This is a genomic window from Bartonella sp. A05, assembly GCF_026930145.1.
Classification (GTDB): domain Bacteria; phylum Pseudomonadota; class Alphaproteobacteria; order Rhizobiales; family Rhizobiaceae; genus Bartonella.
Window position 1 is genome coordinate 20340 of record NZ_JANHOJ010000003.1, and the last position, 24013, is coordinate 44352.

Below are 24013 nucleotides of genomic sequence, written 5' to 3' on the forward strand. Positions count from 1 at the left end.
AGAAATGGCTGCGATGTTATGTGTTTTGGCATCGGACGGGGTGTTTGCAAACTGTTCCCGTTGGCTGGGTAACCAGCCCAGCCTTTATTGCTTGTGTTTCTCCTTCCCTTTTCTGGTGTTTCTAGTATAATTTCTGTGGTACAACCGCTTGACTTCTCATAGCGATGGATAACCATAGAGCTTGATGACCACGCGCGTGCAAAGAACAATAGTTTTTTGGATATTGTTAAAGAAGATTTTGAAAAGTTGTTCAGCTCTTTAAAAGCCACTTTTTCAAATGTGTGAAGATACTATCGAGTGCGTCCATAAGACGTGCAAAATCAAGAATAATCAAAAATATAATGAACATGATCCATTTCATGCAGCGAGACATCATTTTTACACCTTGGTAGGTATTGATCATCTCTTGTAGCAGCTTTTTCTCAGCTTCTGTGAGATTTATATTATTTTCATTTTGTCTTCTGGCCATGTTTCCAACCACATAAATATTCACCTTGCTTGTTATGTTTTAAGATATCGCGCGCTAAATCTGAGCTGATCGTCTTGAGATCTTGCTGATCCAAATAAATCGCTGACCAACCAACGCAAGAAACATAATCATTTGTTGCGCAGCCAGGAAGAAAGCTCAGTGCGCACATCAGCATCACTTTTCTTGTTAATGTCATTATCTACCTCCAGACGTGTTATTGCTGCCTTTAAAGCATTGTCTGTTTGCTTTTGTTGCTCAGTCTTTTTTCCAAGGTAGAAGATCTTGGTTAAAGTCATAAAAAAAGCGGCCAATGCCGCAAACACAACGATGAGATATTGTTTCCACTGGATCATAAATGCTCTTCCCTCAAGCGTTTAGTCACAAATATAATGCCCGTACATGCAGCTAAAACCATAATAGCTGCTAATGCCCATTGAACTGGACCATTGCCGGCAAGAACACCTCCAAGCCCTGAACAAGAAGCAATGATGGGTGCAAGAAGTTCTGCTTTTAAAATACCAGCTGATTCTTTTGTTTCGACCGTTTGATAATTACAGCAGACATAAGCGCCTTTAACCCATAGTCCGGCTTCTGCTGCTCGGCGATTGACAAGACCTTTAAGACGTTTCCCACCGGCTTTGATCCATTTCTGTAATTCCGCTGGAACAAATTCATAATCCCCTTTATTCAGCTTCTTTAAGAGTGTAGAGTTACAAAAAGCCTTGCTTCCCACATTATAGCAAAAAGACACAAGAGCAGAGAATTGCTCATCATTTAAAGGTTGAAGAACCGCCTTTTCAACGGTTTCTTCAAATTGTTCTAAATCGCGTCGTAAAATAACTTCCGCTTGACTGGCCGTGATCTTCATACCGTCCTGCACAATGGGTTCACCAGCTTGTTCCGTATGGCCATAGCCAATTGTCCAAACACCAATGGCATCTTGATAAGCGTGCAAGCGCAAACCTTCCCATTGTTTAATAAGCGCAAGTCCTTCTTTTGATATTTTCCGCATAGGTTTCTCCATAAAAGCTTCAAGTAATTTCTGCACGTTTCATGTTAGGTATCTTCTTCTGCCATGTGGATGACGCCCTCGCCGTCATCATAGGATGCACTGGGTGGTGCGTTTGGATCGATCCTATCGTCTTTGTCTGGTGTTGTCTGCGTGATGTTTTGTGCCGCATCTTCTTGCACCTCATCAAAAAGTTCGCACTCTATTCTTGTTGTGTAACCACCCTTTGGCGAAAAGCTATGTTTTACGCTTTTGATGCGCCATTCGTCTGGAATATAAGGCCGGAAAGGCGGCATCTGAACAAGCTTAGCTTCTGCCTGAATAAATGGATCACCATCCATATCACAGATAAAAGAAGCCTTACCGCGCAAAGACTTATTGCGATAAGCAGAAATTGCTGCAACGGCTTCTGACTGATTGTGATAAGTATATTTCAAAACATGAAAAGGTGGATTCCCGACTGTGACCTCTCTTTTTTCACCACTACGTAAATCATGATAGGTTGCAATCACACCGCCTTTTGTCTCTTCTTCTTTTCTGGGATCAGGTGCTGTTTCTATTCTTTCTAGATCAGAAGGTGCTGATATGTCATTCTTATCCATATGAATGAGCCCCTCTCCCTCATCAATTATTTCCAGTGCACGTGCATCGGTGGCGGCTTTTTGATCATCACCTGCATCCATTTCTAAGCCATTTGCTACTCCGACTTCATCCCGTGCACTGTACCTAAAATGCCAAGAGGTACACAGCTCTTCATGAACAATGACTATGGGAAGTGCTTCTCCGGTTATGGCTTTTCCCTCACCACATTTGGCAAGAACAAGTCTACCTTCCATAGGCTTTGCTACGGCGTCATATTCCCCAGCAAGACGCGCTGCAAAAGCCATATCGCTTTCAGAAACTTGGTCAATGTGACGAACAACGATTTTTGCAAGAGTAGGATCAGTTTTTAAACTATAACCATTGCGCGTTGCTATTTCTTTAAAAATACTGCCCAATGTTGTCTGATGGTAGGATTGGCTTATCGGCGTTCGATATGCCGTATTCATAAAAGCTGCACGCCCTGTAACACTTAATATTTGCGGTGAATTGCTCACAGCAATCTCATCAACCAGATATGTGCCCATAATGCGTACTTTTCCACTTTCATAGCCAAGTATGACAGTGAGCATAGTACCAATGAGAGGAATATCCAGAAAACCATTATCCCTTGCACGCACACGGTCATCAAGCTCTATGGTAATACGATCGCTTTTGTCTTCTGCTTCGTCGGTGATTTCAAGGGATACCACATAATCCATGAGTGTTCTTGTAATGTCTTCACCATTGGCTAACACCCTGCAAAAGGGCTTCACGGTTTGCTGCCCCAAAGTCTGATGACCGGTGTTGCTTGAGGATATGGCAAGGAAGGCAAAAGAATTGTGATACCAGCTTTTAAAATTGCCCCATGTTCTGCAAGTCCATAATTGGCAGTATAAACACGCTCGACAGCCAGTGCCTGTTGGCCTTTTGGATAGTGTCTCCAGCAAATTTCATCAACCATATCACCATCTTTTGTGACATAAAAATCGCCCATTAATCCTCCCCATATTCCCTTAATTTCAAGAAAAATTCTTGTTTTCGTGGAGTGCCGTTTGGATAAAAAAAACTTTGCTTTTCATCGACTGCAAGAATGACAAATTTGCCTAAAATCCTGCCCTGCCCCGTGACCAGTGTATGCGCTCCTTCATGCGCCATCTGTCGTAAATGCCCTAGCTGCCCATAACTACTTTTAAACTCTGGATAAATCACACCTCTTAAAGACAATTCCGCATTGGCAATTGCAGGCAATTGAAGAGTTGCCTTCCTTCCCAATCGTCCTTGTTCAACCCATGGAACATCATAAGACATATCGAGTGTTTGATAGGCAGCCGTTTCGATTGAAAAAACAAACTCCCCCAAAGCCAACATCATGCTGTTTAATCCGAAAAGCTTGAAGCAATGGCTGCATATTGTTGTCTGGCATGGCTCTCAAGTGCTCTATTCACAGCGGCTTTGATATCTTGTGGTGAACCACTCCCCCCGAAATATTTAAATTGGTAATTGTTATGGAGGCATCAATCTCAGAAGGCTTATTGACCACAATCGGTTCAGGAATGTTAAAGGCCTCAACTTTTATATTGGTAGCTTTCATCCGTTGTGTTTCTACGGTGGCTGTCTGAACACTACCTGTGCGCTTTTCTGAAGGCGCATTTGTGACAACCGTTGTATCAATAAGTCTCCTAGCACGTGCACTGGTTTCATCAGTTAGATGTTTAATGACTTCTGTAGAGTTTTTGCGGATATTAACATTGAAGCCAAGCTTCTCTTTGACAAAATCAGGCATCCAATCCGTTAATTGTTTCACCATACTATGCAGCCATTCTGTCATGGCAGACCACTTACTTTTGAGGCCTTCCCAAAAGCTTTTAATGAGATGAGCGCCGGCTTTCACTAAATTGATCTCAAACAACCATTGAATCACGCCATTGATTGTGTTCTTAAAAGAATCCCATAAAGCACCGAACTGAGCCATGATTTTATCCCAATTTTGGTAAAGCAAATATCCCACTGCAATAAGCGCTGCAATCGCTGCTAAAATCCAGCCTATAGGAGTTGTCATAATCGTTGTGCCAAGTGTGACAAATGCTAAACCAACCGCAGTTAACGAAGCAATGAGTGGACCAAAAATAAAAGCGCCAAGCGCCATAAGACCTATCTTAAAGAGACTTATTTCACCGATAAGGGGCTCCATCCATTGAAACCAGCCTTTGATTTTTTCTGTAATTTCTGAAATGCTTCGTCTCAAATGAGAAGTAGGATCCTGTAAATCTTTAAGAACTTGTTTTAAGTTTTTAGCCCATTCGGCTACAGTTGTTTGAATCAGTTCACGGTTTTCATCAATCAATAATGAAAATGCATCAATCAGATCATTGATGACAGGCATAAAACGCGCACCAATAAAGTTAAGCACACCTCCCATCTTTTTCTTAAAAGCGCCAAGCTTATCGCTTAAATCTGCAGCATACTGTGCAACATCTGCACCGATCAGCCATCCGCTCTTGCGCGCCTTTGCAAAGAGATCCTTTATCGGCTCCATGCCTTGCGAGAGCATCGCAGCCATTTCTTTTCCATCACCACCAAACAGCAAAGCAGCAATGTGCTGTCTTTGTGCTTGATTATCCATCTTGCTCATTTTGTCGGTAATTTCTTCCAACAAAGCTGCGTTTGATTTGAGTTTTCCAGAAGCATCTTTCACAGAAATACCAAGAGCCTCAAAACCCATGATTCCCCTTTTTTGTCCTGCAAAGGCTTGTGCAGAACGCCTATTTAAAGTCGCCAAAGAATATTGAAATTGCTCCGCTGAAGTACCGGAATTATCCGCTGCATCACCCCATAATTGAAGCTCAGCAACACTCATGCCTAAATGCCGTGATGCATGGTGAATACTGTCTCCCATACGTATAGTCTTCATGGTGATGGCTGTTACACTAGCGAGTAGCCCTCCCCCTGCGATACCCAAAACCCCTGAAAAACTTGCAACGCGGCTCGCTGTTGTAGCAAAAGCACTTTGAACGCCTTTCAGGCTATCCGTCATCTTTTGTGTTGCAGAAACAAATTGAGAAACCTTCAAACTCTGCGATAATCTTTTGAATTGCCCTTGAAGACGTTTTATCGGCGCAGTTATTTTATCTTCAAGCGATACCCTCACCTGTGCATCAGCGACTTTTTTGCTCACTTTGCCTTATACCTTTCTGCTGCTTTGCCTCGCCAAAACATTAATTCTTGCGGTTCCATTTCCATCATCTCTGAAAGAGGCCAATGAAACACGATGGCGATATCTGCTATGAGTTCAGCGGCGGTTTCCCAATTGAGGTATCCCGCCGTTTCATAAAAGATTCAAGAATATCTCCAATGCTCGACAAGTCATTAATATCAAGTTCACCGACGGCCTCATGAGGCCATCCCGAAAGACGCGCAACCATTTCTATGGTTTGGTCAATCCCTTCCTTTTTATCAATAGCTTGAATGTCCTTTGTTTTCGGGCGGCGCAAAGTGATTTCTGTGTGCTCTTTTCCTTCAAATTCAACAGACACAAGTAATCGATGCGTTACAGTCGCGTGTATGGTCATTTTTTACTTCCTCACTATTCTCTTTTAAATTCCTAAATGCGCTCTATGATAGGCCAATTGATCTACACCGTTGAATCTTCTCACCATGTTGAGGGCATCAATCTCAACAATTTCAGCATTTTTCTGAACATATTTAAAATAATGAAGCGTGTAATTGATCGTGGAGGTCGCTTTACTTCCCGATTACCATTGCCCCATCTCAAGCCCTTTGCAAACACCCCTCATGGCGATTTCAATGCCTTCTGCTGGGGTACCTTGCGCCTGAGCAGAGGCACGCAAAACGATGTTGACATCTGCTTTTCCTAAAAGCGCTATAAGCTCTGGAGAACAATCTGATACAACCATGCTTAACGTCAAAACTTCAAGCCCCATATCAATTTCAATGGGCATATCCATACCACCGCCCCTATGGCTTTCGACAACCAAATTTAAATTTGGCAAAGTGACGCTCTCACATTTTGATTGATACGGGATTCCATCAACATAGATGTTAAAATATTTTAAAATCCTTGGTAAAACAGGCACAGCCATTACACAATCTCCTCTAAATAATCATTGACAATGCGCGATCGAAAAGTGATGTGTTCTGCAGGTGTTGTCGGTGTAAATTCCACATTGAAATAGATTTGACCGCTTTCAATTGCGCTTGGTGTATTTAATTCTGGATCAGCATAGCAGCGCCCACCAAGAATGGCGCCTTGCGCTGTTAAATCACTCAAATAAGCATTGACGCTTTCCCGCACATCACTCACATAATTTTTGGTAATATTTTTATCGACCGCCCACAAATGCCCGCGCAAAATAGCGTCATTAATCATGTCCGCGGTTCTAACTACTGATAAAAATGCAAATCAAGTATCACTTGACAGCGTGCGATTACCCCACAGGCGATAACCATTTTCGCGAATGATTGTGGCTATGTTTTTCTCATTGAGAAGGTTTGCTCGACTGGAGCGGTCCCCCATTGAAAAATCAATGGGACGCGCTGTCCCAACAATGCCATTAATGACTTTATTGGAAGGTGAATGCCAAAAACCATGCATATCATCTGTTTTAGCAAGAAGACCCGCAACCGCAGCACAGGCTGGCTCTTCTGAAATCTTCATTCCACGATTTACTTTGACAAAGGGATCAACCATATAGGCGCGTTTTGAATCAAAATTCTTTGCCGCAGCAATGGCAGCTTCATCTGTAGTATTGGGTGCATCAAGTACCACAATGGCACGTAAACGCTCAGCAATAGCAATGAGTGCTGCGGCTACGGGATTAGAAGTTATGCTTATTTCGACTTTTGCTGTGGCACCTGTTCCATCTCCTTCAATTGTAATATTGGGTGCAGTTTGGTAATGACTACCCTTTTCTTTGATGACAATCGATGTGATTTTTCCACTGGAAATAACCGCTTCTGCTTTGGCATCGCCCTCAACTTTGACTTCTGCTCGTGTGTAACCATTTCCTGGACTCGTTACAGTTATCTTGTGAACACTGACAGGGTATGTATGCGTAAAACCAGGAGCGCAAAGAATGCGCGGCGTTTGTCCAAGAATAGATTGTGCACCAAGTAATGCATGAGCGCCTTCATAAGTACCATTTACCATCACACCACCACAAATATTGGTTAGCGTTGCATCCTCATTGTTGCCTTCCTTCACGCGCACAACAACGACAATTGCACCCACTTGCTTGAAAATAAGATCAAGAGCATTGGGCAATGTTCCTTGGCGCTTGCCTGTTGTATCAAGTTTAGCAGCTTGTGAAAAAGATCCCGTTATTAAAACGGGCGTATTGAGTGGAAATGCTTGCTCATCCGCATCTGGTGCAGTGCCTACAATCCCTATAACTGCCGATTGAACTGCGCGAATAGGACGAGCGCCGTCATCTGATTCGATAACCTCGACACCATGTAAAAACCCTGTTGCCATTTTTGTACTCCCTAAAATGGTTGGCTTATTTCAATTGAATTGGGAAAAGTAATTGTTAGTTAAGACACAATATTTTGATCCTAATCAGCAGAATCTTTTGTCTCTGATGAAACAGATTCAATTGTTTCAGATGGCGTAAAAACACCATCCTTATATATCCAACCGATTTGAGCTTCATTTGAAAGGATGGCTTTCCCCTTACTTGAGGGATAGACATAATTTTCCGATGCAACGATGATATTTGTCACCACACCATTTTTTACCACTGCATATTTCATAAAAACTCCTATAGAAAAAATCGCAGTAAGATTGCTCCATTGCCACCATCACCACCTCTATGAGATGGAGCATCTTCTCCCGGGAAATATCCGCCGCCACCGCCACCACCGCCGTGCTCGTATTTGTCCCAACCTCCCTTTGTTCCACCACCGCCACCAGCCCACGCCCATATTTCAATCTCTGTGTCATCGGTCACACCTTCAGGCCATGGAATGGAACCACTTTTTGTTATGAGAATTTCAAGAGGGACCATCACTTTTCTGATTTTTGCAATCTCATCTCGTATTGCTTGCAAAGCGATAGCAGCTTCACCTTTTGTGTAAATTTCCTTACCATCAACAGTCACTGGTCCTTTTAAATTGCTCTTTATTGCACTTAAGTGTGTAACAATTTCATCATTGTTTTTTATAGTGAAAGCAGCATTTTCAATAATGACATCATTTTTAAAATTATTGGCTTCTTTCCATTCATTCTTGCTATCCAAACGACCATAAGCATCAAGACCGCAAATATCTTCAACCTTATGTTCATGAGCACCTAAAAGAGATTTGGCACTCCCAAAGCTAAAACGACGATTATCGGCTTTGTATAAGACATAATTCTCAGCCGCGTCCTTGCTGCCTTCCACATCAATTAAATCAGCAAAAGAAAAAGTTTTATCCGCAGACATCTTGCTTTTCAGCTCTGTTTCAAGCCCATACACATCGTTAATAGTATGCGTATGCTGCGCATGTGCTTTATCGTCTAATTGTTCATCAAGATTAGAAATTGCTCGATCTATCGTTATCAAATTTTCCCGCAATATTGGGAATTCAGAACTGATAAAGCGTCCTTCTTTGAGCAATTCCATTGCTAACTTTTTTGTTTTGTTCATTTTTTCCCTCCAATCACATAATCCCTGCGCCAAAATCACTGGCCATTGAACGCGCCGCGGGACCACCTGTCAGAGTTAGTTTTAAGCGCGCTTGTTGCGCTGTTTTATCTCCACTTGTGAATTTGCGTTCTGTCCAAAGAGGTTCTGACAATGGTTCTGTTTCTTCTAATTTTAGTGGAATAAAGGCACCGTCATCCAATTGAAGCGCCATTTGGAATGTCGCACCGCCCGGCAAAAATGTTTTAATATAGCTGCTCAGCCTCGCCTTTTCTCCAAAGGGAAAAGCGCGGGTGATATAGGTTGCTTGTTTATGAATTTTCCCCGCAATCAATTCAACAGGTGCAAAGAGTATCGGTGAGAGCTTTTCAGTACCCTTTAAAATGGCTCGAAGCTGCACTTTTTCGCTGATATATTCCGTTAAACTCAGCAATTGAAAAGGCAACAGCTGATAAACTGTGCCATTATTGCGCTCAATTTCAAAGATGACAGAGCAATCGCTTGAAGGCAATTCTATCGCTGCCCGTATTTGCAAATCCGAACAGTCAACAAGATCAAATTCACCCAAATGAACGGTTTTTTCCGTTTGTTTATAACGCGCGGCCAAAACACGAAAGGCTAATGCTTCATCTTGGTGGGCTGTCCATGTTTGCGCATTCACAGAAGAAAACCGCGGACCTGTCACATAAGGATGGCTCGCAACATATCTTTGGTTTTCTTCATCAAAATGTCCAAGCTTTGCTAAAGAAATCGAATGCTCACCATCATCAGTTTTAATGACAAAGGCCGTTAAGCGGTCATCCGGTACTGTCAAAGGTACATCATAGCGTGCCTGTGCCCAACCGGGCTTTGCCTCTTTCATCGCGTAAAATGTTTGCGCTTGGATCTCTGCTGTGGGGTAACCATTCTCTGTTGTCACTAAATCAATCATCAGGTTATTGTCAGGATTGCCAATTTTACAAATATGAAAATCAACCCCTGTTATTTGCCGAGTTTCATCAGGCGTAAAGACTTGTGCTTGGGGATCTGATTTTGTCCATACACGCACTGTTGTTGTACGCCGCATGACTTTTACATCAATCACACCTTGCCCTGTAAAAAGACCCGTTGCAGTTGTTCCGCCCTTCCCTACAGCAACAATATTTTTTGTGCCTGCTGTAATCTTCTCAGGAATTGTTAATATGCCTTCAATGATGCCATGGGCATCTGCAGTACAAGCTGTCTTGAGTAAAACATCCACACCATCAAAGGTGAGACTTTTTAAGATTTCCCCTTGAGCAAAACCTTCAATTTTAAAACTGAGCGAAATTTGTCTTAAAAAATCAATTTGTTCTTGACCTGTACTAATCAATTCATCACTAACTTCCGTGCTCCGAGCACTGCTACCACGACGCCTTCCCAGAAATAATTCATTGGTTACACCTGAGAGCCAATCTGTGCGCTGTTCATGCCAAAAATCCGTAGCTGGGGTGAGTGTCACTGTGCCGGGCAAAGGCGCAAAATTTTGATAAGGATTGATAGCTTCACAAGCCGTCATCAATTCTTGTGCAATAATAACTTCATTATCCCAATCAAGCGTCACAGGATTCTTTAAATCAGCATGATAAAAAGTTGGTTCAATAGCCAGTTGCAAAATGCCATTACCAACAGCTCCACTTTGTGTCTGTCCCTCATCTCGGTAGCTATCACCAAGAAAAGGATCAGCAAACATCCCTTTTTTAGAAACCGGTTCTTTTGAATCTACATTGCTTTTAATCCGCTCAAGCTGCATCAATCGATCAAGAGAAAGAACACGTTTAAAATAGCGCCACATTTCATTATAGGGAGCAACTCGTGTTCCATCATTAATCACAAGTGGAATATCAAGCCAATTATTGGTAATGGTTGCAAGCGACAGTACATCATCAGGAACACTCGGCGCTATAGGCTGATCAACCGAAACGCCTTTAATATAAACCACATCGCCTTGCACATTCAGACCTATGCGATCAATTCGCGGTAATTTGTAAGTATAGCTGACAATAATATCGCCATCTTGTGCCCCACCGGAGACGGTGATTTTCTGCGCTGTCACTTTATCAGCTGTCACGGGTGTACGATAGCGATAGGTCACGCTATAGGTGCTACCTGGGGCAGGTTCATTACCTGCTGGTGCCCAATCAATGGTATCGCCTGTTTTTTTAAAGTCGGTGCCTTCTTTAAATTCTTTATCGCTTTGCGTAATTTTAATGAATGATGTGATGCTTTTATCGGGCAAACCATCGCGTCCTGAAATCGTCGCACCGCGTGTGACAGTAACAGTTTTTTCCTTTGTCAATAAAAGAGAATGAATGGTCGCAATGGGGGAATAGTATGTTTTCAATGTAAAGCTTGTTTCACCCTGCTTTGTCGAAAAAATATGCGTTTCACTGGGAACCAATCCTTCTGAGAAATCTTCCTGCTCTTCATGTCGCAAAGCAGCCAAGCGCTTGCGTTTAAAACCATTAATATTGGCTTCTCCTTCTTGGATACTAAACACTTGGCAACCGTTATTTTGCCCCAGCGCTGTCACATGGCAGCCACTGACAATATAATGCCCATGCGCACGGTCATAAGTCGCAATTGCTTGCATTGCTGGCTCAAGGAGCGAGGGTGCTTTTTGGTCAATCAAAACACCATCTTGCAGTACATAGACAGGAAAAAATGCTCCTTCTTGTTGATCATCTTTCAGAGCCCATACAATTTTTGCAATCTCGCGTGCTGCACCCGGCTCACCTTCAGCTAATGTTCCAGGAACTTGACCTAATAACGCCGGATCATCTTCATGCGTCAGCCATTGCTTTTGCAGTTTCACACCAATTTCCACACGACCAACCAGCGTAATATTTTCTAGAACAGCTTCAGAAATTGGGAAAATATCCCCAGCAATATAAATCTTACCATCTGTCAAAGTAACCGTTCTATTGCTCTGATCGACAAAGGCATCCGCACGTTCAATGCGGTCACCTTCTTTGGCAATAAGCCGTCCCAAGCGATTATGACGCCCTCGAATAATTGTTTGTAGCTCATTGAGTTCACCACTTTGCAGAAAGGGACGCTCTCCATAGAATACAACGCTTTGTTGTTCATCTTTCTCAATGGCACGATCAATCGCAAAAGGAAGCCCACTTTCGTGTTTCATGTTAAAACCTCAATAAAATTTTGAATTGTTCACGAACATCTGCACGCAAAGGAATATTGATAGGGGTTTTGAGGATCTCAACGCCTCCGACAAGTTCATCAGGCTTGAGCCATAGCCGGCCAGATGGCACATCGGGTGCGATCGTGGCATGAACCAAAACAGAAACAAAAGCAGCCTGTTGGTCATCACTGTCCTGAAAATCAGTTCTTGTAGCAAGAAAAAGCATTGAGCCTGTTTCACAAGGCTTAAATCTGTTTCCTGAATGGCTATAGGCGCCTTCAAAATCTGGTCTACCGGTTGTACACTATTACAACGTCGGTAACCAATAATGGTATCCTCTGCATCCCTCAAAACGAGATAAAGGGTACGGTTTTTAAACCATCCCGCCATGAAGATTGCCCGCTCATGCTTTTTGACAGAACACCAAGGGAAATTAGCGGCTTCCCATGCATAACGTACCTCTTCCCAGCACAATTCCTTATCAACAGGGGTGATCCAATTGCCAATGAGCGTGCCTTCTTCCTTGCTGAGTGTATGGCTTATTTCCGTGATGCGACCGAAGGAAAACAAGCTCTTGCCCGCTGTCATACGCACACCGCTCTCATGCTCAAGCAGTGCGTTATCAAGGCAAGACATATTGCCTGTAAAAGTTTCAACGTCATAGCCATAGACAGCACGGCGAAAATCCGAACGCAAACTTTTGGACAAGTTCGTGATTACTTCGATGGCTTCAAGGCTGTTTTGTTCAGGCAGCTGATCCAAATAAAGTTGAAAGGAATTCCACCATATGCGCCCTGTCCACGCGCTCATAAAGCGTCCAGACAATTTTAACCACGCAAGCCCCATATCGATGGCTGCTAGAGATCCCCGTTTGCGCTGCCATTGCAGACCTGAATCAATCAAATCATAGAGATTAGGAACATAGGGCGTTAACTCCCCAAGTCCGTACTCTTCAATCAGCCATGGCAAAAAGCTTGGTGGTCTTGTAATAAGCTTTGCGCGTGTAATCGCAGAAATAGAAGCATCAATGCCTTTATGAAAGTCACATGCATCTGCTAGACGCTGTTCAAATTCCGTAGCGTTAGTCGGGATTAAATATCCCACCATTAGCGCGCACGTCCTTTAAAATTGAGTTTGATATTACGAATGGATAAAACTTCTTCATCTAACACAGAAATATCCTCTGTTGGTGTAACAGCTATAACTTTCTGCACGCTGGAAATCATGAGTTTTGAAGTCCACCATGATAAGCTCAGTTCGCGTCCAAGGGCTTGTTCCTTTGCCCATGCTGCACGTAAATTAGCCTCCATCCGCGTTAAAATTTCCAAAGATGTTTCCGGTAAAAGCCAAACATCTGCTTCAAAATCCACGAATTTTGTCACAGCAGCATGAACAAGGATTTTATCATTGGTCATTATCACGCTTTTATCATGAAGCGCATCGGAGACTTTTTGCAATAAATCCTCAGAAGCAGTTCCTTCTGCGTTATTGCCAAACATTGCAACATGGATGGTCGGATCTTTACCCTTGCGATAAATGATAGCATCTTTGACACGGCTATCGGCGGACATGGCCACATGTTTATAATAAGGTTCTGTACCACCGCCAAGACCACCGCGCGAATGAAGTCGTATCCGTTCGCGGTATCGTTCATCACTCTCGCCCTCCAATCGTGGAACACCGTGCCAATCTCCCAAATTATCAAGATGATCCCCCGTGGCAAAATCAAGAATAGTGTTTTGTGCCGCTTCATTAATACGCTGTCTTAAAAGAAACTCTCGATAGCTAAAAGCCTCTATCACTTTTGCAGCTGGATCACTTTCTAAAAGGGCATAATCAGGCAAGAGTTGCTTTAAATGCTCAAATGCTGCTGCTCTAATTTCCTCAAAAGAAATTTCTGTGATGATTTCTGGTTTTGTAAAATTTGTCTTCATCCGACAAGCAATCCTTCCAGCTTTATCGGCTTGCCATGGGGCAGAAAAACACCTTCCAAGAATAAGGAAATTTTGCCAGTCTCAACCAACTGAACATCAATCTTTTCCAGCTTAAAACGCGGTTCCCATTTATCCAAAGCTTCAGCAACTGCTGCATAAAGGGAAACAGAAAATGTGTTATTGATGGGGACATCAATCAAATTCGGAACATTTGACCCATAATCGCGGCGCATGACACGGGTACCAATGCGGGTGGATAAAATATCAAGGATCGATTGACGCAAATGATCGACGTCCATCAATGCTTTGCCTGTTGTTTTGTTCATTCCAGTACTCAACGAGGACCTCCCGTTATACCACCACCCGTCTGGACACCACCATGAATATGGCTATTGCCAACATTCGTGCTGTTATGTCTTAATCCGCTCGAATTAATGGAAACATCACCACTTGCTTTCAGAGAAATTTTACCACCAGCGCTCAAGGTCAGATCACGCTTTGACATAATTTTGAGATCCTCAGACGCTATAAGCTCTAGCTTACCGCCATCGCCTTTGATCGAGACTCCATCAGAAATTGTTAGAATAAACTTCCCATTCGATTTTATGTTAATGCCATAACTGTTTGTTTCGTCGTTATATTCAATCGTCGTTCCATCAGGGTAAATGGTTCGATGAATACAGCCCTTATCAGCTGCTTGATTGGAATCGGTGTGAATAGAACCAACAATAATCCCTTGGGATAAATCGCCTGATGAAGAGACCACAACAACCTGTTCTCCAATATCACGTCCTTCATACACACGTGTTTGACCAGCGCGCGCTTGGCAATCCGCCAGCCAATCACTGACGATAGAACCGCTTTGAACACGATAGCGGGCGTTTTTATGATCCGCATGGCTAATTTTGCCCACAACAACCATATTGGCTACACGTCTTTTTAAATCGGTGATTTCTTTGTCGCGCCGTTCAATCATAGATCTTTCCAATGTTATGATATTTGTCTTCGTTGCCTCTGCCAGTGTCAGGATCAAACCCGAGAAAAGGCATTACACAGGCTTGTTTTTCTTGCGAAGGGATATTGGTCACATAGGTAACCTCAAAGGATAAAATAGCCCCATGCAGTGCCACGGAACCATTGTCGCCAAAGGCCATTGAAATATTCTGCAAATGGCATGTCTCAACGGTGTTGTTTAGGTTTGTATTATCCTGAAAAATCTCTTCAACAGTCCATGCCAAGTCATCAACAAAGCGTGCCCCCTCTTCTCCTGTTGCGTAACACTCAACATCTACTGTCAAAACGCGCCGTCGCATACCATGGTCATGGCGATAGCCCTCTTCAATGCTCTCGCTTTGTGTTGACACATTAATGGCGGGCATTCGCTCAAGAAAAAAATTGAAATCACGCATATTGAACACATGATCACCAGCGGGCGTTTTTGCTGCTTTTATAAGCTCAACAAACGTTGCTCTAATCGTTTCTCTTGGATGCATGAATGCTCCATAATCATCGAAATTGTTACTAGCTTTGATATGAAAAAAGGCCGGAATTCAATTCCAGCCCTGCTTTTTTATAAATTATAAAACTATTCTTCTAAATTTGGACTCTCAGCTAAACTATCTTCTAGTCCTAAATATTAAGTTCATGACGTGCTGCTGTTGACAAAAAAGCTGATCTCGTTAGCTTTCTTTCTTGTGCACGTTCATCAATTGCACGCAAAAGTCCCCTCTCAATCGAAATATTCGTGCGCACAACCTCCGCATCATTCTCAATAAATGGAACCTGTATTAAAAACCCTCCTTCTGATAAAGCCGCTTTAACAATTTCTTGTTGCATCACTTCTTGAAGTTTTAGTGGTTCAGGCACTGTATCCATTTCTTCACAATAAAGTTGCAATGCTTCCGTTGCATTAGCCATCAACTGTTCTTCCTCATCGGCCGCAGAAAAAAGGCCTTCAAAATCAGGAAATTGAACACCAAAAGCAGAATCTTCATCTTTGTGAACAAGAGCAAAAAATCTTTTCATTCCGTTCCTCCTTTCTTTAACCAGCCTGCTTGTTCTGCAATAGCGCGTGCTGTACCAATTGGAAGGTTCTTTTTAGGATGGGGAACAACCACTACTTTACCATTTTTTCTGAATTTATGGTGTGAACCTTTTATCTTAACAAGTTCAAAGCCCTCACGCTTCAATTTCGCAATTATTTTGCGGCTATTTTGTTCCATTTTAATACTTTTTATGTGTAAATATTTACACAAATTATTTGTTTTCAAGTGAAATGTCAATTATTATTTGACAAGTGAGATTTATCATTTGAATGATAAGGTCTGATGAAATATCCCCATCCTGATGGATGGGGCTTGCGTTATAATGCTTTCAACAAAGGATCCAAGTTTTTGGAAAGTTCTGAATCTCCAAAGTTGGTAAAAACAGTCATGACCTTTATAAAGCTTGGTAATTCAGTTTGAAGCCTGACAATTAAAGCCTTTTCTACTTTTTCCATAACATCTATCAAAAGGGTGCATTCTTCATCTCCAATGCTTTCATGATCAGAAAACTGAGACAGCTTCATCCATAAATCACATAGGAATTCAGAATCCATGTCCTTAGGGTCTATTCTGTTCATTGTACACCCCCATGGAACTGCTCTCTCAAGCAGGCAAGCCCCTGAGTGGTGAGTTTAGTTGTCGAAACTACTTTTTCTGTTCCATCCTGTCGTTGTACAGTGAAGGTGACGCAATCCATCAGACCTTTTCTGATCTTGTCCTGATAAGGCAATAAAGGTGCACCGGGAGAACGTCGATAAATCCAATAATTGCATCGCAAATAATGTGTTAGCTCCTTTGGCAGTATTTCCAGTATCTTTGCTGCCTCGGTTAATCCAAACAATCCATCACTGCGTTTGAAGCTTTCCAGTGCCTTTGCTTTTGGCTCTAATTCAGCAATGATGTTATTTTTACGCTCTATTAAGGAGTCCTCACAATGACAACACGTAATCCCAACCGCTGTCCTTCTCATCCGGGAAAAATCTTAGCTGAATCCCTAGAGTATTTGGGCTCAAGCAAAACTGAAATCGCTCGGATTCTTCAAATATCTCGTCAGCACCTACACGGCATCCTGAAAGGTCAACGCCCTGTGACGGCAGTAACAGCAGCGCGCATTGGCAAACTGTTAGGCAATGGACCAGCGCTCTGGCTACAATTGCAAGCCAATTATGACACGTGGCATGCATTGCGAGATATTGATGTTTCTTCTATTCCAACGCTCACAACCAACGATGGTGATATGCAAACAAGAACATAATCTCGGTATTTACGGCATATTAGACAAAGGCGCATCGCGCAAAATAAGCTTGTACATCCCCGATTCTGAAGCCTGCACATCCTTTACAGAAAAACGTTCTTGAGAAAGAAGCCCTCCATTCTTTACACTTATGTCAGGGAATTGCACCACAACAATATCTTCAGGCTTTGGGGGTAATCCTCCAATATCCTTGATACAAAGATCGAGTTCTTTTCTTGCAATTGTTGTGGCAACTCTTCCCCCTGCTTCCGACTCTGAATGCTTGATCGTGTAAATCGCCTTTATATAAAACGATTGATTAGTATCTTTCCTAGTGTAAATGACAGGCTGCCCAAAGATATCACGCACTTCTTCAGTCACTTGACTTAACAGCCCTTGCCATTTCATCGTCATTTCCCTTGCGCAACCGCTTTGAAAAGCATTTCAGGACGTGTGCAAATATAGAGCGGATAGCTATACACCTCAGGCTTAACCCACGCATTACGTTCATGATCGACTATAAGAAGGGTATAAAGAGGCTTTCCCACTGTATTAGCAAAATCTAAACTTTCCCCTGGGGCAAAGGTTTTCTGAAACACACCAGGTGCATCAACAGGAAAGAATTGACATTCGTCAGGTTTAATCCCTATGGCGCGCTTCGTGCCAGCTTTAGCATTCAGGTTGTAATTATGAATGCTTCGGTAATTAATAAAAGTCACACCTGCAAAATCAAAACTTCCAAAGCTTCCAGATCCCGGACAAATTGGCGTTGCAACACCACCTGCACTATTCAACGTTTGTGCCAAAGCTGTGTTTAAATAAGTTTCACGAATTGTTTTGTGATTTTTGAGCTTAGAAAAAAATTCATTTCCACAAAGCCCTATAATTCGTGATCGATCAGAAAAAGCACCTTTTGAAGCCTCAATCATATTGATAATAACTTGGTCAACAATGTCGGCAATATTTGTTGTTTCTGAATTAAGTTTGAAATCAATTGGCTTTGGTGGTTTGATCTCCCATTCCTTGTACCAATCAACAATCACTGACCCATCTGCATCAAGAACAACACCTTGAACCGCTCCAAGCTGCATATTTTCCCACGTCAATTCAATTTCTGAAATCAATTTCTTTTGTTTTTTGGCAATATATTTCATCGCTGTTTCGAGCTGATCTTCGGTACCAAACTCCCGACGATCTTGGATTTCTTCCGCTTTCACTGTATCACTCTTAGCAATACGCGTTGTGCGGAAAAACCGAATATTACGGCCATTTCGATCACCTTCTGCTAAAGGTGCACCACGTTCACTTGTTTGAATGAGCGAGAGTGTATTATCATATCTCTCAATACCAACAACGGTCGTGCTCGTTTCAACTTCTTCAAAAAGATTAAGAGCTAATTAAACCAGGCTTAAATTCATAGTTTTCGATCCCTTTCATCATTGTTACTGCTGAGAAAGCGTCATGCTTAAAAAAATTCATATCCATAGCTTCTTATTCCCTTTACCGTAAAATAATCTTATTTTTTTCTTCTAAGGATTGAATAGCGGCTCGCTTTTGCTCCTCAGTAATTTTTTCAGGCCATATCAGTTCAGAAGCCTTTACTGTGCTCAAACGTGCTGTAATTGTTGCGCGTTGATCTGTTTCTATCGCATCAACGTTAGCATACGAAATACCTACAGGAACTTCACTCCCATCAGATGCTGTAGGATTAAGCGGAACATATTTTTTACTTTCTGTCAGCATCCCCATAACGATTCCTGCTGCAATCTCTGCCCCTGATAAAAAGGTAACTTCTTCATTCGATATATCGAGCTCGTATCTTCCGAGATAAGCGCCATTGCGAACATCCTCATAAAAAATATTGCTCATTTTATTTCCTTCCATTCACTGCTTTCCAAGCTGTTTCCCATTTTGCATTAATCTTCGCCTTACTATTCCCATCGCTATGCGGAACATAAGGAGACACTTTCAAAGATGCACTTTTGGAAGCAGCAGCTGTCAAAATGGCATGGCGCGCTTTTTCTAAGCTCGTCCCACTGTTAATAGCTTTCGCAGCATCAAAAGAAACACCCAAGCGCTTGGCTTGTTTTTCAAGATCCGTTAAGGCACGTGCACGTTTTCTTTCTTGTTCACGCACGGTGTGAATGCTTTTATCCGTATCTTCGTCATCTTCTTCCTCGTCTTCTTCGTCAAAGACTTCGGAGTTAACATCAATGTCGTCATAGTTTTCTTCGTCTTCCTCTGTAACGTCGACAACTTCGTCTTCGTTATCTTCTTTGGTAATGTCATCTTCAGCGCGGTATTTTGTGCGTGCCATGTACTTGCTTCCTTTTTTTCTGTTAATGTTGGAGGTGATTGAATGGAATTCATCAAGGCTTCCAAAGCCTGTACAAATGTACCTTGCCCATCTGCTAATCCAAGCTCTACAGCTTGGTTGCCTATAAAGGTCTCTGCCTTCGTCTCTCGAATTTCCGCAGCACTCATGGGTCTGCTTTCCGCAACCAAATCGACAAACATATCGTAGAGTCGTGCACAATCTGCTTGCATTTTTTCGAGAGCTCTATCAACTAGTGGTTCATGAGGATTGCCATGAACTTTATGATCGCCTTCAAAAACAAAAGTCCATTTATGGCCATTCTTTTCATCAGCGCGTGACTGGTCAAGATGTGCGCAAACAACTCCGATTGACCCAATAACTGATGTGCGTGCAACCCAAATTTGAGAAGCAGAACAGGCAATCGCATAAGCCGCAGAGCAAGCGAATTCATTGGCATGCGCCCAAATAGGCTTGTTGTATGCTTGTGAAAGCGTGCGAAACTCTTCAACCAAATCAAATACACCGCCCGCTTCACCGCCGCCGCTGTCAATATCCAACAAAACAGCGTTAACATCAGGCTGCCCAATGGCTTCACGAAAAGAGGCTCTCAAACCTTCATAGGAAGTCAAACCAGACAAAGAACCAAGCCATGCACCACGGCGCACTAGCGTGCCATGAACCGGCAGTATGGCAATGTTGTTTTGTACGAGATAAGTCTCTGCTGGTCTTAAAGCTGCTGCATCATTCTCCAAGAAAGCTACAGCGGGGAGCTTGTTTCCTTCAAAAAGACGGGATGCAAGAGCATTAAGAATGATATCAAACTTTGTTGAAGCAAGCATGTGAGGGACGCCAAAAAGACGGGATAGCAAAAACGGCATATCAAGCTTGTTCGTCATGCGTATGTGCCTCACTGCCTTGATTGCTTTCATAATCATCATCAAAGTCTGTGGAATCGATCACCTGATGGCCAGCTGAAGAATTAGCCATATCCGTATCAAAGGATAAGCCACGTTTTTGAGCATCTGCGCGTTCTTCTTCAAGCTCTATATGAATGCTATCAATGTCAAAACCACGTTCAGCAAGTGCCATGCGCCGTGTTTTCAAGCCTGCTCGAATTTCTTCTTTTTCAGCGGATATATCCTTGAGTGGATCAATCATTTCAAGCGGCGGGGCAAAGCTTTCACATTGTATCCATGGCAAAAAATCATCTTCCCACCCTGGTAAATGAATACATCCACCAAGCACAGCCATTTCAACAAAACGTTCCCAAACAATGCGGTTGAACTGAAAGGCAATGATGTTTTCACGCCACTGCTTAATCTGGCGTCTAAACTGAATGATCGATGTGCGCACATTGGAAAAATTACCTCGAGTCACATCGCCCGTCACAACGGCATAGGGCATATTAAGAGCCGATTAAGAGCCGAACAAATCTTTAAAAGATTGTTGAATTGAAAAGCTTCATAAGAACCTCCAACTTCTACCGGCGCTGAAAATTTGATGTCCGTGCCCTCTTCCATTTCTTGGATCATACCTGACTCAAGCGTGATATGAGGCCTTTTTAAAGGAGGCTCTTTTAGCATTTCCTCATTGCTTTCCTTGCGGTTCTCAGGAATTTCATATTATCAGCACTCGCATCAGCTTTTGTAACAAAGCCCGTGAAAAGAGCAGCTGTTCTTTTTCTATCAAGCTCCGCATCATCATAAGCATCAAGCTGAAAAATCTTTGCTAGACAGCGTGTTACCTTTGAGGATCCACGCAACTGACCAGCAATACGCCTTTCTTTGATATGGATCACCATTTCTGCTGGGACCCGCACACGCTCTTGATTTCCAAACGCTCCATTCTGTAGACTATTGTCATAAGGATGATGTTGCCAAAAGTGATAAGCAACACGCTTTCCACTGGCACTAAACTCAATCCCCATGCGAATATAGTTACCTTCAGTCTCAGCAATCCCGCTATAGGTTAAATCAAGCATTTCTGCTGGATAAATTTGCAATTGAAGAGGCACACCAGAACGTCCATAAAGGTCAACATAATGCAGTCTTACAAAGCATTCACCCGTTAAAAAAACTTCTCGAGCAATCGTTGCTTGAAGACCATAAAAATTTGCATCCTCGTCATAATCAGCCTCATCAACCCATTGCCACCAAAGATCAAGAAGCTTCTTCTTTTCTTTTTGAAACCCTTCAATTCTAGGATAAGGTTTAATGCCATCACTGACAGCCGCAGAGACCCATTCTTCTGTTGCAGAACTATAAATGGATTCATTGTCATAGAGCCACCTTGAGCGGGAAATAATGGTATCACCGGCGGCCTCAATTGCTTGATTAATATGTTGTTTGATAGGGTTTAACCCACTCATTCGACGACTGCGGCTTGCCGCTTCAAAAGGTGGGTTATGATCGCTAGAACTACGAAAAAGACCCGTTACTTTACTCAATAATCCAGCCATTAGTAACCACGCCTCGCATCAATATAAAAAACACGAGAGCTCCTGCGCCCTTCAAGTTCAGCTATTTGCTTATCCAGCATTGCAAGAGCCTTACGTAATTCATCGACAGAACGGTTCCCTACTTGCTTGTCACCATGACGCACAAATTGCGCACCTGAATACAAAGTCTCTTCAAGTTGCTCGCGCCGCTTTTTTAATTCTGTAATTTTTTCACTTTTGCTCTTCAATTGACCGAAATTCTCACTCATAATATATCCCACTCTTTTTTCATGTAAGGGCTGACGAATCTTCTTAGTTCTCTCCTTTGAGGCTGTGCTGCTTGAAACTGTTCTACAAAAGGGATTGCCTGCTCTGAAGAACCCTTAACATTTTTAAGATCTTCCAAGCGCTTTTCTAAAATATCGACTTCTTCACTAAGGTTTAGACCCGCTGAAATAAGCCCCTGTAAAGCCGCGTAAGCATAAACCCTACAATCCAAGGCTTCGTTTCTGGCTTTCTCACTCTTCTGCCATTCAATACGTTTAAAGCCTTTGAAATATTTGATGACCTTTTTTTCCGCTGTCAGTTGCTCAAAATACTCTTTATCAAGGTTCTTATGAAAATGTGTGGCTCCCGCCCCTGATGCATCAGAACCTGACTTTTTAAACCGTGCCGTAATAATATCTTTAGCGGCATCAACTCCCACAATATAAAGATTAATCTGCCCTTTATTGTTTCTACTTGGACGACGTGGTCAGACTGCACGCCATCCCGCCTGCCCTTTAATCCCCCATATACGACGCCCTTCACGAGGACGCACGTAGTTGTAAACAGCCTGTGTATGACTGCCTCCAGTATCAATACAAGCCGCCGTGATCCTTATGCCATTTTTATAACCTTGATGTGGCCAGTGTTTTGCTAGATAATCATCTAACTGATCCCAAACCTCAAAGGAAGATGGATCACCAAGGATCACTTGATAATCAATATGCCAGCTTTCTTCACCACGTCCCCACCCCACAACTTCAAGCTCTAACCGATCATTTTGCACATCGATGCCCGCTGTCAACAACACAGCTTGCGGCGGTGCAAGAGGATAATCTTCACGCCGTGAATAAAGGCTCTCTGTATCAATAACTTCGCCGGTTCTGTCTTCCCATGGCTCTCCAAGAACCGTATTCACAAAAGGCTGTAACAGAGCAGGATCATCTTTGGCATCTAAAAATTCTTGTGCACATTCTCCCCAAGTTAACCATGGCGAATAGAGTGCCGAAATGTGATAAGAACGCAAATTAGGTCTACTTGACTCACTCGTGGGAATCCAACACGCTCCCCTTTCTTCTGACATCAAATCTGCTTTTCGATGCTCTGCATGTTCGTGCCCACAATGAGCACAAACAAAAACAGCTTTTTCTGGTGACCCTTTCGGCCATTTAATTTGTGACCAAACAATAGGTTGGAACGTGCCGCACTCATCACAAGGAACATTGTAATATCTCTGGTCACCAAGCACAAAATCCTTTGCTATTCGGCTTGTGTCACGGTGTGTTGGTGTGGACAATTTAAAAATCTTTCTTTGTACAAAAGTCGATGTGCGCTTTTCTGCAATCACCACAGGATCACCTTTGTTATCCGCGTTCAAAGGATAGCCATCAACTTCATCCAAAATCAAATAGCGAATAGGCATTGAACGAAGCCCAGCAGCACTATTCGCTCCTGTGAGCATCAAAACGCCCCCGTCAAACTCCTTCGAAAACATCGCATTGCCACTGTCGCGTGCACGAGCGGGGGCAATCCGTTCACTCAAAGCAGGGCTGGCTTTAATCATCGGATCAAGACGCTGCTTCGACAGTTTCTTTGCTGTATCAACAGTTGGCATCACGTAGAGTGCTGGGCTCGGGCTATGATGGATGGCATAACCACAAAAATTCAATGCTGCTTCCGACATACCAACCTGTGCACCTTTCATTACAATGGTCGTTTCAATCGGCTCATAAGACGAAAGATTATCCATAATTTCGCGCAAGTAAGGCGTGCGTTTGGTACGCCAAAGCCCCGGCTCTGCACTTGTCACTGTGCTCAGATATCTATTTTTATCCGTCCATTCTGAAACAGTGTAGAGCGGATCTGGTTTCCGAGCTTCATTGGCATAAAAAAAGAATTCTTTGACTGCATTCCCACGCAT

25 protein-coding genes and 8 pseudogenes are annotated in these 24013 nt (G+C 42.8%); 1 reads left to right on the plus strand and 32 read right to left on the minus strand.

The features are described 5' to 3' along the window. Nucleotides 1-250: 250 nt before the first annotated feature. From NPX98_RS03685 to NPX98_RS03800, 23 genes and pseudogenes are all read right to left on the minus strand, one after another. Entirely contained in the window at nt 251-481 is a 231-nt protein-coding gene (locus tag NPX98_RS03685; RefSeq protein WP_269022747.1) for a hypothetical protein, read from the minus strand. A gap of 116 nt (nt 482-597) precedes the next feature. Next, complete coding sequence (locus tag NPX98_RS03695) at nt 598-822, minus strand: hypothetical protein (protein WP_269022749.1); 225 nt, start codon at nt 820-822, stop codon at nt 598-600. After that, complete coding sequence (locus NPX98_RS03700; protein ID WP_269022750.1) at nt 819-1481, minus strand: lysozyme; 663 nt, start codon at nt 1479-1481, stop codon at nt 819-821. Before NPX98_RS03700 ends, NPX98_RS03695 begins: the two co-directional genes overlap by 4 nt. A 44-nt stretch (nt 1482-1525) precedes the next feature. Further along, on the minus strand, nt 1526-2833 hold the full coding sequence (locus NPX98_RS03705) for a phage late control D family protein (RefSeq protein ID WP_269022752.1): 1308 nt from the start codon (nt 2831-2833) through the stop codon (nt 1526-1528). After that, nucleotides 2830-3054 (minus strand): tail protein X, encoded by a 225-nt coding sequence (locus tag NPX98_RS03710; RefSeq protein WP_269022753.1) that lies wholly within the window; start codon nt 3052-3054, stop codon nt 2830-2832. The genes NPX98_RS03705 and NPX98_RS03710 overlap by 4 nt, the downstream gene beginning before the upstream one ends. Next, nucleotides 3054-3431, minus strand: a complete 378-nt coding sequence (locus NPX98_RS03715; RefSeq protein ID WP_269022754.1) for a phage tail protein — start codon at nt 3429-3431, stop codon at nt 3054-3056. The genes NPX98_RS03710 and NPX98_RS03715 overlap by 1 nt, the downstream gene beginning before the upstream one ends. Before the next feature lie 70 nt (nt 3432-3501). Beyond that, on the minus strand, nt 3502-5235 hold the full coding sequence (locus tag NPX98_RS03720) for a phage tail protein (protein ID WP_442864458.1): 1734 nt from the start codon (nt 5233-5235) through the stop codon (nt 3502-3504). Continuing rightward, nucleotides 5232-5303, minus strand: a complete 72-nt coding sequence (locus NPX98_RS03725; protein ID WP_329957908.1) for a GpE family phage tail protein — start codon at nt 5301-5303, stop codon at nt 5232-5234. Before NPX98_RS03725 ends, NPX98_RS03720 begins: the two co-directional genes overlap by 4 nt. Nucleotides 5304-5341: 38 nt before the next feature. After that, on the minus strand, nt 5342-5629 hold the full coding sequence (locus NPX98_RS03730; protein WP_269022756.1) for a phage tail assembly protein: 288 nt from the start codon (nt 5627-5629) through the stop codon (nt 5342-5344). 24 nt (nt 5630-5653) lie between these two features. Further along, a pseudogene (locus tag NPX98_RS03735) lies at nt 5654-6160 on the minus strand (phage major tail tube protein). Further along, nucleotides 6160-7551: pseudogene (locus NPX98_RS03740) on the minus strand (phage tail sheath subtilisin-like domain-containing protein). The pseudogenes NPX98_RS03735 and NPX98_RS03740 overlap by 1 nt, the downstream one beginning before the upstream one ends. 80 nt (nt 7552-7631) lie before the next feature. Then, nucleotides 7632-7829: a hypothetical protein gene (locus tag NPX98_RS03745; protein ID WP_269022757.1), complete on the minus strand. Its 198-nt coding sequence runs from the start codon at nt 7827-7829 to the stop codon at nt 7632-7634. Between the two features lie 8 nt (nt 7830-7837). Continuing rightward, on the minus strand, nt 7838-8704 hold the full coding sequence (locus tag NPX98_RS03750) for a Bgr_08870 family protein (protein ID WP_329957901.1): 867 nt from the start codon (nt 8702-8704) through the stop codon (nt 7838-7840). A 13-nt stretch (nt 8705-8717) separates the two neighbouring features. After that, nucleotides 8718-11861: a DUF4815 domain-containing protein gene (locus NPX98_RS03755; protein WP_269022758.1), complete on the minus strand. Its 3144-nt coding sequence runs from the start codon at nt 11859-11861 to the stop codon at nt 8718-8720. Nucleotide 11862: 1 nt separating this feature from the next. After that, a pseudogene (locus NPX98_RS03760) lies at nt 11863-12968 on the minus strand (phage tail protein). Continuing rightward, on the minus strand, nt 12968-13795 hold the full coding sequence (locus NPX98_RS03765) for a baseplate J/gp47 family protein (protein WP_269022759.1): 828 nt from the start codon (nt 13793-13795) through the stop codon (nt 12968-12970). The pseudogene NPX98_RS03760 and the gene NPX98_RS03765 overlap by 1 nt, the downstream one beginning before the upstream one ends. Next, nucleotides 13792-14121 carry a GPW/gp25 family protein gene (locus NPX98_RS03770; protein ID WP_269022761.1) on the minus strand — a complete coding sequence of 110 codons (330 nt, stop codon included), beginning with the start codon at nt 14119-14121 and terminating at the stop codon, nt 13792-13794. Before NPX98_RS03770 ends, NPX98_RS03765 begins: the two co-directional genes overlap by 4 nt. 8 nt (nt 14122-14129) lie before the next feature. Continuing rightward, nucleotides 14130-14771: a phage baseplate assembly protein V gene (locus NPX98_RS03775; RefSeq protein WP_269022762.1), complete on the minus strand. Its 642-nt coding sequence runs from the start codon at nt 14769-14771 to the stop codon at nt 14130-14132. Continuing rightward, a complete protein-coding gene (locus tag NPX98_RS03780; protein ID WP_269022763.1) occupies nt 14764-15288 on the minus strand; it encodes a hypothetical protein in 525 nt (174 codons plus the stop codon). Before NPX98_RS03780 ends, NPX98_RS03775 begins: the two co-directional genes overlap by 8 nt. Nucleotides 15289-15424: 136 nt before the next feature. Then, nucleotides 15425-15820 carry a type II toxin-antitoxin system HicB family antitoxin gene (locus NPX98_RS03785; protein WP_269022764.1) on the minus strand — a complete coding sequence of 132 codons (396 nt, stop codon included), beginning with the start codon at nt 15818-15820 and terminating at the stop codon, nt 15425-15427. Then, nucleotides 15817-16017 carry a type II toxin-antitoxin system HicA family toxin gene (locus tag NPX98_RS03790; RefSeq protein WP_269022765.1) on the minus strand — a complete coding sequence of 67 codons (201 nt, stop codon included), beginning with the start codon at nt 16015-16017 and terminating at the stop codon, nt 15817-15819. The genes NPX98_RS03785 and NPX98_RS03790 overlap by 4 nt, the downstream gene beginning before the upstream one ends. Before the next feature lie 140 nt (nt 16018-16157). Further along, nucleotides 16158-16418, minus strand: a complete 261-nt coding sequence (locus tag NPX98_RS03795; protein WP_269022766.1) for a hypothetical protein — start codon at nt 16416-16418, stop codon at nt 16158-16160. Further along, a pseudogene (locus tag NPX98_RS03800) lies at nt 16415-16759 on the minus strand (phage antirepressor KilAC domain-containing protein); the annotation flags it as partial. The pseudogene NPX98_RS03800 and the gene NPX98_RS03795, both read right to left, overlap by 4 nt. A gap of 15 nt (nt 16760-16774) precedes the next feature. Between NPX98_RS03800 and NPX98_RS03805 the strand changes: the two are divergent. Then, on the plus strand, nt 16775-17095 hold the full coding sequence (locus NPX98_RS03805) for a HigA family addiction module antitoxin (RefSeq protein WP_269022767.1): 321 nt from the start codon (nt 16775-16777) through the stop codon (nt 17093-17095). 9 nt (nt 17096-17104) lie between these two features. On the opposite strand, the gene NPX98_RS03810 is transcribed toward NPX98_RS03805, so the two are convergent. The 9 genes and pseudogenes from NPX98_RS03810 to NPX98_RS03845 all read right to left on the minus strand — a co-directional run bounded on the left by NPX98_RS03810 (nt 17105) and on the right by NPX98_RS03845 (nt 24013). Continuing rightward, a complete protein-coding gene (locus tag NPX98_RS03810; RefSeq protein WP_269022963.1) occupies nt 17105-17482 on the minus strand; it encodes a head-tail joining protein in 378 nt (125 codons plus the stop codon). Nucleotides 17483-17484: 2 nt separating this feature from the next. Continuing rightward, a pseudogene (locus NPX98_RS03815) lies at nt 17485-18559 on the minus strand (major capsid protein). Between the two features lie 15 nt (nt 18560-18574). Next, nucleotides 18575-18943: a head decoration protein gene (locus NPX98_RS03820; protein WP_269022768.1), complete on the minus strand. Its 369-nt coding sequence runs from the start codon at nt 18941-18943 to the stop codon at nt 18575-18577. Between the two features lies 1 nt (nt 18944). Beyond that, complete coding sequence (locus NPX98_RS03825) at nt 18945-19211, minus strand: hypothetical protein (protein WP_269022769.1); 267 nt, start codon at nt 19209-19211, stop codon at nt 18945-18947. Then, nucleotides 19175-20287 carry a S49 family peptidase gene (locus NPX98_RS03830; RefSeq protein WP_269022770.1) on the minus strand — a complete coding sequence of 371 codons (1113 nt, stop codon included), beginning with the start codon at nt 20285-20287 and terminating at the stop codon, nt 19175-19177. Before NPX98_RS03830 ends, NPX98_RS03825 begins: the two co-directional genes overlap by 37 nt. After that, nucleotides 20271-20893: pseudogene (locus NPX98_RS06620) on the minus strand (phage portal protein); the annotation flags it as partial. The gene NPX98_RS03830 and the pseudogene NPX98_RS06620, both read right to left, overlap by 17 nt. 148 nt (nt 20894-21041) lie before the next feature. Next, nucleotides 21042-21849 (minus strand): annotated as a pseudogene (locus NPX98_RS06625) (phage portal protein); the annotation flags it as partial. Next, nucleotides 21849-22097 (minus strand): phage head-tail joining protein, encoded by a 249-nt coding sequence (locus tag NPX98_RS03840; RefSeq protein ID WP_269022771.1) that lies wholly within the window; start codon nt 22095-22097, stop codon nt 21849-21851. The gene NPX98_RS03840 and the pseudogene NPX98_RS06625, both read right to left, overlap by 1 nt. Continuing rightward, a pseudogene (locus NPX98_RS03845) lies at nt 22094-24013 on the minus strand (phage terminase large subunit family protein). The gene NPX98_RS03840 and the pseudogene NPX98_RS03845 overlap by 4 nt, the downstream one beginning before the upstream one ends.

Coding starts and splice junctions, on each gene's coding strand:
- NPX98_RS03695 (WP_269022749.1), bottom strand. CDS start 822: ATGATCCAGTGGAAACAATATCTCATCGTTGTGTTTGCGGCATTGGCC.
- NPX98_RS03810 (WP_269022963.1), bottom strand. CDS start 17,482: ATGAAATGGCAAGGGCTGTTAAGTCAAGTGACTGAAGAAGTGCGTGAT.
- NPX98_RS03840 (WP_269022771.1), bottom strand. CDS start 22,097: ATGAGTGAGAATTTCGGTCAATTGAAGAGCAAAAGTGAAAAAATTACA.
- NPX98_RS03820 (WP_269022768.1), bottom strand. CDS start 18,943: ATGAGCAATATTTTTTATGAGGATGTTCGCAATGGCGCTTATCTCGGA.
- NPX98_RS03780 (WP_269022763.1), bottom strand. CDS start 15,288: ATGCATCCAAGAGAAACGATTAGAGCAACGTTTGTTGAGCTTATAAAA.
- NPX98_RS03830 (WP_269022770.1), bottom strand. CDS start 20,287: ATGACGAACAAGCTTGATATGCCGTTTTTGCTATCCCGTCTTTTTGGC.
- NPX98_RS03745 (WP_269022757.1), bottom strand. CDS start 7,829: ATGAAATATGCAGTGGTAAAAAATGGTGTGGTGACAAATATCATCGTT.
- NPX98_RS03770 (WP_269022761.1), bottom strand. CDS start 14,121: ATGAACAAAACAACAGGCAAAGCATTGATGGACGTCGATCATTTGCGT.
- NPX98_RS03715 (WP_269022754.1), bottom strand. CDS start 3,431: ATGATGTTGGCTTTGGGGGAGTTTGTTTTTTCAATCGAAACGGCTGCC.
- NPX98_RS03775 (WP_269022762.1), bottom strand. CDS start 14,771: ATGATTGAACGGCGCGACAAAGAAATCACCGATTTAAAAAGACGTGTA.
- NPX98_RS03795 (WP_269022766.1), bottom strand. CDS start 16,418: ATGAACAGAATAGACCCTAAGGACATGGATTCTGAATTCCTATGTGAT.
- NPX98_RS03700 (WP_269022750.1), bottom strand. CDS start 1,481: ATGCGGAAAATATCAAAAGAAGGACTTGCGCTTATTAAACAATGGGAA.
- NPX98_RS03750 (WP_329957901.1), bottom strand. CDS start 8,704: ATGAACAAAACAAAAAAGTTAGCAATGGAATTGCTCAAAGAAGGACGC.
- NPX98_RS03765 (WP_269022759.1), bottom strand. CDS start 13,795: ATGAAGACAAATTTTACAAAACCAGAAATCATCACAGAAATTTCTTTT.
- NPX98_RS03785 (WP_269022764.1), bottom strand. CDS start 15,820: ATGAAAAGATTTTTTGCTCTTGTTCACAAAGATGAAGATTCTGCTTTT.
- NPX98_RS03730 (WP_269022756.1), bottom strand. CDS start 5,629: ATGACCATACACGCGACTGTAACGCATCGATTACTTGTGTCTGTTGAA.
- NPX98_RS03755 (WP_269022758.1), bottom strand. CDS start 11,861: ATGAAACACGAAAGTGGGCTTCCTTTTGCGATTGATCGTGCCATTGAG.
- NPX98_RS03790 (WP_269022765.1), bottom strand. CDS start 16,017: ATGGAACAAAATAGCCGCAAAATAATTGCGAAATTGAAGCGTGAGGGC.
- NPX98_RS03710 (WP_269022753.1), bottom strand. CDS start 3,054: ATGGGCGATTTTTATGTCACAAAAGATGGTGATATGGTTGATGAAATT.
- NPX98_RS03805 (WP_269022767.1), top strand. CDS start 16,775: ATGACAACACGTAATCCCAACCGCTGTCCTTCTCATCCGGGAAAAATC.